This window comes from Ruegeria sp. YTSC004 (assembly GCF_059609805.1).
Genome location: NZ_JBXWMJ010000005.1, coordinates 18,656 through 31,393, shown reverse-complemented (window position 1 = coordinate 31,393; position 12,738 = coordinate 18,656). Strand labels below are relative to the sequence as shown.

The following is a 12,738-nucleotide window of genomic DNA, read 5'->3' as shown; positions in this document are numbered from 1 at the left end:
CAGAACCTACCACCGCGTCAGCGCATCTTCATCCTCATCCTTGGCTGCGACCCATTCCGCGCCGGATGTGGTGATTTCTTTTTTCCAGAATGGCGCGCGGGATTTTAGGTAATCCATCAGGTATTCTGCCGCCTCAAACGCATCCTTGCGGTGCCGCGCGGCAGTAGCCACCATCATGATTCGGTCCCCGGGGGCAAGGCGCCCGTGGCGGTGGATCACCAGAACATCGCCCAACGACCAGCGCTGCTGTGCCTCTTCGGCTATTTTGGTTAGCGCGCGTTCGGTCATACCGGGGTAATGCTCGATCTCCATCACATCCAGATCACCGGATGCCAGATCGCGCACCACGCCGGTAAAGGTCACGATGGCGCCGTTGGCATCGTCTCCGGCAGCGAAGGTATTGGCTTCGGCCCCAAGATCAAATTCTTCTTCCTGAACCGCGATGCGCATGGTTTTAGCCGCCGGTCATTGGCGGGAAAAAAGCCACTTCGCGCACACCAGCAAGCGATGCGTCAAAATCGGACAGCTCCTGATCCAGTGCCACGCGCAGTGCGGACAGGTCCGCAAATGCGGCAGCATAGCGGTCTTCACGCGCGCTCAGCTCGGCGACCAGATCGGATACGGTCGCGGCCTTGGTCTCGATCCGTTCTTTCGGCAGGCCGATCCGTTCGCGTACCCATGCAAAATACAGCACGTCCATCCCTTAGCTCTCCTTCAGATGGGGCATGGCTTTACGTAGGTAGTCATAGCCGGTGATCAATGTCAGGGCCGCCGCGATCCACAACAGCCACAGCCCAATGCGACCGGACCAGAACATCGCCTCGAGGTGCCAGCGCATATGATTCAGGTCTTCCAATTGACCTGTCAGAACCTGATCCATAGTCGCGGCATCCATGCCAAATGTAGCCATCACAAAATAGTGTTCGAAAATCCCCTGCGAAAACAGAATGGCAATCGCCACCATCTGCGCGGTCGTTTTCCATTTCGCCAGCTTTGTGACCTTCAGCGTTCCAGCTGTATCGCCCAGATACTCCCGCAGGCCTGAGACAAAAACTTCGCGGAACAGGATTACTGTGGCAGGTAATACCAACCAGGGCGTCCAGTGCTCAGCGGAGTAACCCACAAGGATCATCAGCGCGATCACCACCATCGCCTTGTCCGCAATCGGGTCCAACATGGCGCCGATCTTGGTTTCCTGTTTCCACGCACGCGCCAGATATCCGTCGAACCAGTCGGTAATGGCTGCCGTCAGAAACAGGATCAGCGCAAACCAGTCTGCATAGGGTCTGGTGAAATACAGAAACATTACGGCCAGACCGGGCGCGGCCAGTAGGCGCAGGACGGTCAGGATATTCGGCAGGTTCCACTTCATGAAGCAGACCCTACATCGCTGACCGGGGACAGGAAAGACGGGGCGGAAAAAAACTGTACCGATCACAGAGGCTTGGTCAAAGCGCCGCAGTCCGGCGCGGCTGCGGTTATTGGCCTTGGCCCCGGGTCGGATTGTCGTCAGAGTGCCGCCCATTAGGCCCAATGGCAAAGACGAACCGATGACCCCAAATATTGAGACCGACGCGCGCGCGAACCTGATCGGTAGCGCATGGATGATCGGCGCGATGGCATGTTTCGCACTGGAAGACGCGCTGCTGAAAGCGGCGGCGGTTGCCTTGCCCGTCTGGCAAATTCTTGTCCTGTTCGGATTGGGTGGCGCGGTGATCTTTGCCTGTGTCGCGATGGCACGTGGCACGCGGCTGTTGCAACCGGATGTTCTGTCACCCGCGATGAAAATCCGCGCGGTGTTCGAAATTCTCGGACGGCTGTTCTACGTCCTGGCTATCACACTGACGCCCTTGTCATCTGCAACCGTTATCCTGCAGGCCACCCCGCTTGTGGTCGTCGCCTGTGCCGCGCTGCTATTCGGAGAGACCGTTGGTTGGCGGCGGTGGAGCGCCATTCTCGTTGGCCTGATCGGCGTTGTGATCATCATCCAACCAACTGGTGACAGTTTCACCATCCTGTCCCTGCTGGCCGTGCTGGGGATGTTGGGATTTGCAGGTCGCGATCTGGCCAGCCGGGTCGCACCCGCCAGCCTTGGAACCGAAGTTTTAGGGTTCTACGGCTTTGTCAGCGTGATTGTCGCCGGGTTTGCCTACAGCTTTTGGGAACAGGCCCCCATCGCGCCTGTGCCCTTCCACACGTGCCTGCATGTCGCCGGAGCCGTAGGCCTTGGCGCAATCGCATACGGTTCCTTGATGAAAGCCATGCGGACGGGAGAAGTATCCGCCGTCACGCCCTTCCGCTATTCCCGCCTGCTGTTTGGTGTCGCCCTGGGTGTGGTCTTCTTTGGCGAGGATCTCGACCAGACGATGTGGATCGGCAGTTCGCTGATCGTCGCCTCGGGCCTGTACATATTGTGGCGCGGGCGCAAGGCCTAGCCTTTGTCGTGGAAGAAGTCGTAGACCTTTTGCGCCAACCCGGCTGAGATCCCCTCGACCGCTTTCAAATCCGCCAGATTGGCCCGGCTGACCGCCTTGGCACTGCCAAAATGCGCCAGCAATGCACGCTTACGCGCGGCACCAACTCCGGGGATTTCGTCCAACGGCGTCGCGCCGACCGCTTTGGCCCGTTTGGCACGGTGAGTGCCGATTGCAAACCGGTGCGCCTCATCCCGCAGGCGCTGAATAAAATATAGCACCGGGTCGTTGCGTTTTAATGCAAAAGGGCGCTGACCGGTACGGTGGAACTCTTCTTTACCGTGATCACGATCAACCCCCTTTGCAACACCGACCATAGGGATATCTTCGACCCCATGCTCGACCATGATTTCGCGCACAGCACTCACCTGCCCCGCGCCGCCGTCGATTAGCAACAGGTCGGGCCACAATCCCTTGTCACGATCCGGATCCTCTTTTTGCAAGCGGGTAAAGCGGCGGGTCAGAACCTCTTTCATCATCCCGAAATCGTCACCAGGGGTCAGGTCGTCGCCCCGAATGTTGAACTTTCGATAGGCATTTTTCATGAACCCTTCTGGGCCTGCCACGATCATCCCACCAACAGCGTTGGTGCCTTGGATATGAGAGTTATCGTAAACCTCGATCCGGTTCGGCGGGCTGTCCAGATCAAACGCTTCGGCCACGCCACGCAACAGCTTGGCCTGCGTGGCGCTTTCCGACATCCGACGGGCCAAGGATTCCCGCGCGTTGCGCAAGGCCCCTGCAATCAGTTCCTGTTTCTCACCCCGTTGAGGCACCAAAATTTCGACCTTGCGTCCCGCCTTCTCGCTTAGTGCTTCTTGCATCAGGTCAGCGTTTTCGACGGCATCCGAAAGGATCAGTTGCCGCGGCGGTTCCTTGTTGTCGTAGAACTGGCCAAGGAAAGCCTCCATCACCTCAGCCGCGGACACATCCGCACCGACACGAGGATAGAAATCCTTGTTTCCCCAGTTTTGATTGGCGCGGATAAAGAACACCTGAACACAAGCCTGCCCGCTGTCCAAATAAAGGCCAATCACATCCGCCTCAGCCACACCGCGCGGATTGATTCCCTGCGAAGTCTGCACCTGCGTCAGCGCCCGAATGCGATCTCGCAGCCCGGCGGCACGTTCGAACTCCATCGCCTCGGACGCGGCCATCATCTGTTCGGCCAGCTCCTCTTGCACTTTGGTCGACCGCCCCGACAGGAACCGCTCGGCATCTTTGACACTTTCGCCGTATTCGTCATCCGAGATCAGACCAACGCATGGCCCCGAGCACCGCTTGATCTGATAAAGCAGACAGGGCCGCGTGCGGCCGTCAAACATGGAATCCGAGCAATTGCGCAACAGAAACGCCTTTTGCAGCTGGTTCAACGTCCGATTGACCGCGCCTGCACTGGCGAAGGGGCCGAAATAGGTCCCCTTCTCTTTCTTCGCGCCACGGTGCTTTTTGATCTGCGGAAAGGCATGGTCCTTGGCGACCAGAATATTGGGAAAGCTTTTGTCGTCGCGCAGCAGCACGTTGTACTTGGGCTTGAGCTGCTTGATCAGGTTCTGTTCCAGCAACAGCGCCTCGGTCTCAGTCCTTGTGGTCAGGAACATCATCGAGGCTGTCGCCGCGATCATCCGCTCAATCCGCCCCGAATGCCCCGGCCGCGCATAGTTCGACACACGCGCCTTGAGATTACGCGCTTTGCCCACGTACAGAACCCGGCTGTCCGCATCCAACATGCGATACACACCGGGGGAACTGTCCAGCGTTTTCAGATACCGCTGAATGCACGCATAGCCGGTCATTTGAGTGTCTTGGGTCGGGTCGCTGTCTGTCGTCATTTGCCTGAGATATGATTCTCTGACCATGGCTGCAATCTTGTGGCCTTCAGATCAAGAGAAAACAAATCCACGGTTTCTGTGGATAAGTGTGAAGATAAGTTTCTGAGCTTGGCAAATTTCCCTTGTTTCATTAAGGAATCCTTGATTTGCACAAAAAATAAGCAAATACTTAACCTATTGTTTTTATTGTAAATATTTTCATTCACAAGGCAAGTGTATGAAAAAAAAGACATTTTTGTAACGAGTAGGTAACAGAAATGAGAGCGGTGCAAAACTTACAGCAGTTTTACTTATTCAAGGCCCAGAACGTCCGGCGTTTTCCACCCCAGATGCTGCCCGCCGTCGACGCATAAAAGCTGCCCCGTGACCGCGTGCGCATCTAGGAAATAGCCCAAGGCGGCAGTGATATCTGACGGGTTCGACCCGCGTTCCAGAACCGTGTTTGCGCGCTGCGCCTGAAAGTGTTCTTCGCTTTGCCGGTGGCCCTGCATCGTTGGTCCTGGCCCGATCGCATTGACGCGGATCGCTGGCGTGAGCGCCTGCGCCGAGGTTCGGGTCAAGGCCCACAGACCCATTTTGGCAATCGTATAGGTCATGAACTCTGGCGTGAGCTTGCGCACCCGCATATCGACCATGTTGACGATCAGGCCGGTGGCAACAGGTTCGCCCGCCTCGTCCGTGCCCGGCTTCAGCCCCTGCGCAGCCATGGCCTGCGTCAGAACGAATGGCGCGCGCAGGTTGCTGTCGAGATGCCGGTCCCAGCTTTGCCGCGTGGCGGTTTGAAGGCCGTCGTATTCAAAAATCGATGCGTTGTTCACCAGACAGGTGATTGGTCCACCCAACGCCTCTGCCGCACGGGGCAGCAAGGTCAGGACCTGCGCCTCATCCAGCAGATCGGCGTGCAAGGCGACCGCCTTGCGCCCAAGCGCCTGCACCTCGGCTACGGTCTCGGCGGCAGGTTGTTCAGACGTCGCATAGTGCACGGCGACGTCATATCCCCGCTTTGCCAGATACAGGGCCATTGCCCGACCAAGACGAATACCTGCACCGGTCACTAATGCTCGGGCCATGGATTTCCCCCTATCTTCAGGTCACGCCAACAGCGAGACGATGTAGACGGCATACAGCAGCGTCAACACCAGACCCCAGCCGCGTGTGATATCTTGTTTCAAGAACACGAACGGGATCAACAGAAGCGATGCGCCCAGCATGACCCACAGATCGAAACGCAGGAATTCCGGGTCCACAGGGATACGTCCAAACAAAGTGGCGATACCGACGATGGCCAAAAGGTTGAACATGTTCGACCCGATCACGTTGCCCAAGGCGACATCCGCCTGTCTGCGCAAGGCCGCCATGACGGTCGTGGCCAGTTCCGGCAAGGATGTCCCAACTGCGATCAGCGTTAGTCCGATAATCGTTTCGCTGACGCCATATGTGCGGGCAATGATCGTGGCGTTGTCGACCAGAAGATGTGCACCCATCGGCAGGCCGATCAGGCCCAGGACCAGATAGATCGATAGCTTCCAATAGGGCATGTCCGGATCGGCCTCTTCCAGACCTTCCAACTCATCCTCTTCCCCACAGGCTTCACCGCAGGCTCTGCGATGCGCGCGCGCATCGCGGAATGCGTTGAACAGGACCAAACCCAAAGCAGCTAGCAAAATTGCGCCGCTAGCCAAATTGAATACACCGCAGAATGCCAGACCGATGAACAGCACCGTGGCCAGTAACATGAACACATAGTTTCTTCTGGTGTTGCATTCACTGGTGTGAAGCGTGGCAAGCAAGGCTGGCAGACCCAGAACCAGCAAGATGTTCGCCGTATTCGACCCGACCACGTTACCCAGCGCAATCCCCGGCGCGTTTTCCTTGATCGCGCTGATCGCGATCAACAGCTCGGGGGCAGAGGTGCCAAAGGCCACAATGGTCAGGCTGACGATCAGGGCTGGTACACCCAGGCGCAGGCTCAGGTTCACTGCACCGCGGACCAGAGCATCACCTGCGAGAAGCAAGATCAGCAAGCCGAGGCCGGATAACAGCCATGCCGTCATGTACGGCCTCCTTTTTCGCAGGAGCAAGGCCCCTTACCGATACTGAACCGTCCACAGCGCGGACATCTTGCAGACTGCAACTTCTTCTGCCCCGGAAAGCGCAACTTGCCGAACATCGCCAGGACACCCATGGCAATCAGGAAAAGGGTGACAACCTTGACGATCACGTCACAAACCAAAGCGCGCGTAGGCCGCCCGCTCCTCAATTCCGGTTATGGCGTCCTGGGCAAGTGTGGTCCCGAACCGCGACCAGAACGGTTTGCGCAGACCATAGCGGCGGAACTTCACCTTGTCGCCGAACCGCTCCTGCATTTTTGGCCTCAGGTGTGCAACGCCGTCAATCAGGCCCAGTTCTTGCGCACGCCTGGCAAGCCAGACCTCGCCCGTGAACAGATCCGCACTTTGATCCAGCTTGTCACCGCGGCGGGCTTTGACATGGTCGATGAAGTTCGCGTGGATATCACCCAGCAAGCCCTGAAGTCGCGCGACATCTTCTTCTTTTTCCGGCGAAAACGGGTCGAGCATTGACTTTGATTTGCCCGCCGTATGTACGCGCCGCTCGATGCCTTGCCGCGCCAGAAGGACATGCGCGCCAAACCCGGCCGAAATCACACCGATCGACCCCAGGACCGAGCTGTCATCGGCCCAAATTTCGTCGGCGGCAGCGGCCAGCCAGTAGCCGCCAGACGCTGCAACGTCTTCGACGAAGGCAATAACGGGGATCTCAAGCTCTTCCGACAGCCGCCGGATTCGCGACCCGATCAGAGAGCTTTGCACCGGCGATCCACCGGGCGAGTTGATCTCAAGCGCCACGGCCGCAGGTTTACCTTTGCGAAACGCCTTTTCCAGAACGGGGGCCAGCGCGGTATCGTTCAACGATCCACGCCCCGCCATTCCGATAGCGCCGGATAGGCGAACCACGGCCACGAGGGGCTGCTTTTTGACAAATGGCAGGCTGAGCTTCATGGGTGCCGATGTAGAGTGCGGCTGAGCCCTAAACAAGGGACCGTTCGAGCCTTAGACGTGACGTGAACCAAATTCACACACGTGGCGGGCAAAAATGCAACGCCCTAGCTGCGAATACGCCAACCGGTTTTGAATATCCAGCCGATCACAGCCAGACAAGTCCCCGTGAACACCAGAATCGCCAGCAGGCTGAATCCGATCGGGACATCGGCCAACCCGTAAAACGACCAGCGGAACCCGGAAATCAGGTAAACAACCGGATTGAACAGGGTGATCGTCTGCCAAACAGGCGGCAGCATCGAGATCGAATAGAACGTTCCGCCCAGAAAGATCAGTGGCGTGATAACCAGCTGTGGCACCAAAGATATTTGTTCAAAGTTGCTGGCCCATATCCCTACGATAAAGCCCAACAGCGAAAAACTGAGGCAGGACAGGATCAGGAACGCTGCCATCGCAAAGGGATGTTCGATGCGTATGTCCACGAAGAATGTGGCTGTCACCAAGATTACCAGCCCGACAAACAACGACTTGGTGGCGGCGGCCCCGACGTAACCTATTACGATCTCAATAAAATTCACTGGCGCCGACAACAGTTCGTATATCGTACCAAGGAATTTCGGGAAGTAGATCCCGAAAGACGCGTTCGAGATTGCCAGCATCACAACGGACAACATGATAAGCCCTGGCACGATGAACGCGCCATAAGATACACCCTCGACCTCTTGGATGCGGCTGCCGATCGCAGTGCCGAAGACCACAAAATACAATGAGGTCGACAGGACCGGCGACAGAAAGCTCTGTGCCAGAGTGCGGAAGAATCGGGCCATTTCGAACCGGTAGATTGCTGCGATGGCAGACCAGTTCATGCGGGTTCTCCGGATACCAGGTTCACGAAAATCTCTTCCAGGCTCGACTGCCGGGTCTGCACGTCGCGCAGAACAAGCCCCGCCTGCGCCACGTCGTTCAGCAAAGTGGTGATCCCAGTGCGGTCCGCGTGGGTGTCATAGGTATAGACCAGCGCGTCGCCATTGCCGTTCAACGTCAGGTTATGCACAGCCAGACTGTCGGGAATGGCCTGGATAGGATCGGCCAGCATAACCTCGATCTGTTTCTTGCCCATCTGGGCCATCAGGGTGTTCTTGTCCTGGACCAGCCGCAGCTCACCCTTGTCGATCACACCTACCCTGTCGGCGATGGCTTCGGCCTCTTCGATGTAATGTGTCGTCAGGATGATGGTTACCCCGGCCTTTTTCAGCTCGGCCACGATCTCCCACATATCCTTGCGCAGTTCGACATCTACGCCGGCGGTCGGCTCATCCAGGAACAGCACGCGCGGCTCATGTGCCAGGGCCTTGGCAATCAGCACGCGGCGCTTCATGCCGCCGGACAGTTCCTTGATCGCGTTTTTACGCTTGTCCCACAAAGACAGCTTGCGCAGGATCTCTTCGATCCGGGCGTTGTCGCTGCCATATCCGAACAGGCCGCGAGAGAACCGGACCGTGTTCCAAACTTTCTCAAACGGCTCAAGCGCGATTTCCTGCGGCACCAGCCCGATCATCCGCCGCGCTGCACGAAATTCGGTCTGGATGTCATGCCCACCTACAGTAACGGTGCCAGAAGTCGGAGTGGTTATGCCGCACACGGTGGAAATTAGGGTCGTCTTGCCAGCCCCATTCGGGCCCAGCAACGCCAGAATTTCGCCCTGCTCGATATCCAAGGACACCCCTTTGAGCGCCTCGAATCCGTCGGCATAGGACTTACGCAAATCCCTGATGGACAGAATAGTTGTCATGCACATTCCCTGTTCTGGCGGGGACACTACCCCGACGGCCCGGCACAGAACAGGTCAATTCCGCACATTGTTCTGCGCTTTTTTGTGGGCGCGCGGCTGTGTCAGGTCTGCGGCACCGCCGCCATTCGGTAGTCCGCTTGTGTACATGCTCAATTAGCAAACACGCATCAGGCAAACGCGCATAATGTTGTCCTTGCCGATAGGCTGCGGGCACCGTGCGGTTCAATTGCGGCCAACATCAAACGCTGCGGCGGATGCAGGCGCACTATCACAGTCAGTTGAATCTGGTCTTGCAATCCCTGGGCATCCCCGAAAACTTGCGCCAAAAGGAGAAGGCCCATGCTCAGCGGAATACGGATCATTGAAGTTGAAGGTTTGGGGCCAGGTCCTTTTGCAGCCATGTTACTGGCCGATCTGGGGGCGGACGTCATCACGATCCACCGCAAGGGCCAGCCTGCCGGACCTGGTATGCCCGAGCAATCCGTCCTGGATCGCGGCAAACGCTCGATTGATCTGAATTTGAAGGATACAGCCGATCTGGACATCGCAAGACGCCTGATGGCCTCGGCCGACGCGCTGATCGAAGGGTTTCGCCCAGGTGTGATGGAAAAGCTGGGGCTTGGCCCCGACGCTTTTCAGGAAACCAACCCCAAACTGGTCTATGGTCGCATGACCGGATGGGGTCAGGACAGCCCGCTCTCCGCAACTGCCGGGCACGATCTGAACTATATCTCTCTGTCCGGGGCATTGTGGTACGCCTCGGCCGCGGGCCAGCCCCCGCAGACCCCTGCGACTCTGGTCGGGGATATTGGCGGCGGTGCCATGTATCTTGTCACCGGAATTCTAGCCGGGATTCTCAACGCGCAGCGGACCGGACAGGGCACCGTGGTTGATGCGGCCATCTATGACGGCTCAGCCCACATGATGAACCTGTTGATGAGCATGCGCCAATCCGGAAATCTGTCTGAGACGCGTGGTCACAGCCTGTTGGACGGCCCGCATTGGAGCCGCACCTACGCGTGTCTGGACGGGGGGTTCATGACCGTCCAGTGTCTTGAACCCAAGTTCTACGCCGAATTCCTGCAAAAACTGGGGCTCTCAGGCGATCCCGAATTCAAAAACCAATATGTTCCGGCACTTTGGCCCAAACTCACACAGCGACTCTCAGAAATTTTTGCCAGCAAACCCCGCGCCCACTGGGCCGATATGTTCCAGGGATCCGACGCCTGCGTCGCGCCCGTACTCGACCCGGTCGAGGCGCAAGCCCATCCCATGAACGCCGCGCGCCAAACCTGGATCGACCATGACGGCGCATTGCAGGCCGCGGCCGCACCCCGCTTTTCGACCGAGACATGGCAGCCCAAACCCAGCCCCCGCCGAGGCGAACACAGGCAGGACATTCTGGATCAGCTGTCTATCGACGCGCCTCCTGACCCCTCACCTGGCTAAAAATCTCCCTGGGTGAGTTGGCCAAAATCCAAGTGGGGCTGGCCCCTCTACGCGTCCCGCCACGACCGCACCGTGTCGATCATCAGCTGAACATTATCGGGATCGGCATCGGGTGTGATCCCGTGGCCCAGATTAAAGATATGCGGTCCTTTCGAGAACGCCTCGACGATCTGACGCGTCTCATCCACCAGCGCCTGTCCGCCGGTCACCATGTGTGACGAGGCCAGATTGCCCTGAACGCAGCCATCCACCTGCACATGCTCGACCGCCCAATCCGGCGACACAGAGTTGTCCAGCGCGACGCAATCCACGCCGGTGGTCTTGGCAAAACCTTTGTAACCATCACCTGCTTCGCGCGGGAAGCCGATCACCGGGATACCGGGATGGCGCGCTTTGATGGCCTGTGTAATCACGCGGCAAGGCTCGACCGCGTATTTCTGAAACTCGGTGCCCTTCAACGACCCCGCCCAGCTGTCAAAGATCTTGACCACCTCCGCTCCGGCCTCGATCTGGGCCGAGAGATACTCGATCGTTGCCAGTGTGATCCGGTCCAGCAACGCCTCGAACAAGGCCGTGTTCTCTTCACGCAACGCGTGGGCCGGTCCTTGGTCCGGTGTACCCCGCCCGGCAATCATGTAGGTCGCCACAGTCCACGGCGCGCCTGCAAAACCAATCAGCGTTGTCTGGGAGGGCAATTCGCGGGACAGGATGCGTACGGTTTCATATACGGGCGACAGCGTCTCATGGATATCCGACACAGGCTTTAGCGCGTCGAAATCAGATTGCCGGGTGATCGTCGACAGCCTTGGTCCCTCGCCAGTGACAAACCACAGGTCCGCACCCAGCGCTTGTGGCACCAGCAGGATATCCGCAAACAGGATCGCTGCGTCGAACCTGTAGCGGCGGATCGGTTGCAATGTCACCTCGGCGGCCAGTTCGGGGTTATAGCACAAAGACAGAAAATCCCCGGCCTGTGCCCGAGTCGCGCGATATTCGGGCAGATACCGCCCGGCCTGCCGCATCATCCAGATCGGCGGCACGTCCTGCACCTCACCCGCCAGCGCCCGCAGCAGTTTCTTTGTCTCGGCCATCTTTGTCCCCAATCGTCAGGTTTGTCGCAACGGGTCGTGCCTCAGTGGCAATTTGTCAAGCTCTGCCCCCATTGTCAGGGCAAAGTGACGCGACTAAAGCTGTGCCCATGACTTTGACCCTGCCAACCCCCGCATCACCGCTCAAGATCGGCACTCGTGGCTCACCGCTGGCGCTGGCACAAGCCTATGAAACCCGGCAACGGCTGGGCAAAGCCTTTGATCTGCCCGAAGACGCGTTCGAGATTGTGGTAATCAAGACCACTGGTGACAACCGCGCCATGATTGATGCGGACCGCCCACTGAAAGAGATTGGCAACAAGGGCCTGTTCACCAAGGAAATCGAAGAGGCGATGCTGCGCGGAGATATCGACATCGCGGTGCATTCCACCAAGGACATGCCGGTTGAACAGCCAAAAGGTCTGGTCCTGGACACGTTTCTGCCGCGCGAAGATGTGCGAGACGCCTTTATCTCACCCAGCCTGAGCTCGATTCGTGACCTCGCGCAGGGTGCAGTTGTGGGCACCTCATCGCTGCGGCGGCGGGCACAATTGTTGAACCGTCGCCCGGACCTGAATGTGGTCGAGTTCCGGGGCAATGTTCAAACGCGCCTCAAGAAGCTGGCAGATGGTGTAGCCGATTGCACGTTTCTTGCCATGGCGGGCATCCGGCGTCTGAATATGGAGGAGGTTCCCGCAACCGCCATCGCCGCCGAAGACATGCTGCCCGCCATTGCCCAGGGCACGATCGGCATCGAGCGCCGTATCGACGATTCCCGTGCGGCTGAAATGCTCGAGGCCATCCACCATGCTGAGACCGCGCAGCGCTTGGCAGCGGAACGCACATTGCTGGCCGCTTTGGACGGCTCTTGCGAAACGCCGATCGCGGGTTTGGCAGAAATAAAAGGTTATCAACTACGCCTGCGCGGTGAGGTTTTGCGCCCCGACGGATCCGAATCCATATCCGAGGACACCTCAGGGTCGGTCGCAGATGGCCCTGAAATAGGTCGCGCCATGGCAGAATCCTTGCTGAAACAGGCAGGCCCAGGCTTTTTTGATTGGAAAAAATAAAAAAGTTTATGGA

The 12,738-nt window shown here is 58.2% G+C and carries 13 protein-coding genes; 3 read left to right on the top strand and 10 right to left on the bottom strand.

Translation table 11 applies throughout. The features are described from left to right. Positions 1-6: 6 nt before the first annotated feature. From AC2FFP_RS10570 to pgsA, 3 genes are read right to left on the bottom strand one after another with little or no spacing between them, the layout of a single operon-like run. Positions 7-450: a molybdenum cofactor biosynthesis protein MoaE gene (locus AC2FFP_RS10570; protein ID WP_282121369.1), complete on the bottom strand. Its 444-nt coding sequence runs from the start codon at positions 448-450 to the stop codon at positions 7-9. A 4-nt stretch (positions 451-454) separates the two neighbouring features. Continuing rightward, positions 455-700, bottom strand: coding sequence for a molybdopterin converting factor subunit 1 (gene moaD, locus AC2FFP_RS10565; protein WP_496727279.1), 246 nt, complete (start codon positions 698-700; stop codon positions 455-457). Between the two features lie 3 nt (positions 701-703). Continuing rightward, entirely contained in the window at positions 704-1,372 is a 669-nt protein-coding gene (pgsA, locus tag AC2FFP_RS10560; RefSeq protein ID WP_282121368.1) for a CDP-diacylglycerol--glycerol-3-phosphate 3-phosphatidyltransferase, read from the bottom strand. 178 nt (positions 1,373-1,550) lie between these two features. Here pgsA and AC2FFP_RS10555 point away from each other — a divergent pair, with 178 nt between their 5' ends. Further along, positions 1,551-2,435 (top strand): DMT family transporter, encoded by an 885-nt coding sequence (locus AC2FFP_RS10555; RefSeq protein ID WP_496844511.1) that lies wholly within the window; start codon positions 1,551-1,553, stop codon positions 2,433-2,435. Here AC2FFP_RS10555 and uvrC read toward each other — a convergent pair. The 6 genes from uvrC to AC2FFP_RS10525 form a co-directional block, all read right to left on the bottom strand. Further along, positions 2,432-4,306: an excinuclease ABC subunit UvrC gene (uvrC, locus tag AC2FFP_RS10550; RefSeq protein ID WP_496844509.1), complete on the bottom strand. Its 1,875-nt coding sequence runs from the start codon at positions 4,304-4,306 to the stop codon at positions 2,432-2,434. The two genes, AC2FFP_RS10555 and uvrC, sit on opposite strands and share 4 nt — an antisense overlap. 290 nt (positions 4,307-4,596) lie before the next feature. After that, positions 4,597-5,376 carry an SDR family oxidoreductase gene (locus tag AC2FFP_RS10545; RefSeq protein WP_496779033.1) on the bottom strand — a complete coding sequence of 260 codons (780 nt, stop codon included), beginning with the start codon at positions 5,374-5,376 and terminating at the stop codon, positions 4,597-4,599. A gap of 21 nt (positions 5,377-5,397) precedes the next feature. Then, positions 5,398-6,360, bottom strand: a complete 963-nt coding sequence (locus tag AC2FFP_RS10540) for a calcium/sodium antiporter (RefSeq protein ID WP_496779035.1) — start codon at positions 6,358-6,360, stop codon at positions 5,398-5,400. Positions 6,361-6,528: 168 nt separating this feature from the next. Further along, entirely contained in the window at positions 6,529-7,326 is a 798-nt protein-coding gene (locus tag AC2FFP_RS10535; protein ID WP_496779037.1) for a S49 family peptidase, read from the bottom strand. Between the two features lie 104 nt (positions 7,327-7,430). After that, on the bottom strand, positions 7,431-8,192 hold the full coding sequence (locus AC2FFP_RS10530; RefSeq protein WP_496727270.1) for an ABC transporter permease: 762 nt from the start codon (positions 8,190-8,192) through the stop codon (positions 7,431-7,433). Then, on the bottom strand, positions 8,189-9,118 hold the full coding sequence (locus tag AC2FFP_RS10525) for an ABC transporter ATP-binding protein (RefSeq protein WP_058273632.1): 930 nt from the start codon (positions 9,116-9,118) through the stop codon (positions 8,189-8,191). Before AC2FFP_RS10525 ends, AC2FFP_RS10530 begins: the two co-directional genes overlap by 4 nt. A 339-nt stretch (positions 9,119-9,457) precedes the next feature. Between AC2FFP_RS10525 and AC2FFP_RS10520 the strand changes: the two genes are divergently transcribed. After that, positions 9,458-10,567 (top strand): CaiB/BaiF CoA transferase family protein, encoded by a 1,110-nt coding sequence (locus AC2FFP_RS10520; protein WP_496779040.1) that lies wholly within the window; start codon positions 9,458-9,460, stop codon positions 10,565-10,567. 47 nt (positions 10,568-10,614) lie between these two features. Here AC2FFP_RS10520 and hemE read toward each other — a convergent pair whose 3' ends face one another. Next, a complete protein-coding gene (hemE, locus tag AC2FFP_RS10515) occupies positions 10,615-11,658 on the bottom strand; it encodes a uroporphyrinogen decarboxylase (RefSeq protein WP_496881019.1) in 1,044 nt (347 codons plus the stop codon). Between the two features lie 107 nt (positions 11,659-11,765). Here hemE and hemC point away from each other — a divergent pair, with 107 nt between their 5' ends. Continuing rightward, positions 11,766-12,725, top strand: a complete 960-nt coding sequence (gene hemC / locus AC2FFP_RS10510; protein ID WP_496881018.1) for a hydroxymethylbilane synthase — start codon at positions 11,766-11,768, stop codon at positions 12,723-12,725. The last annotated feature ends 13 nt before the right edge of the window (positions 12,726-12,738 follow it).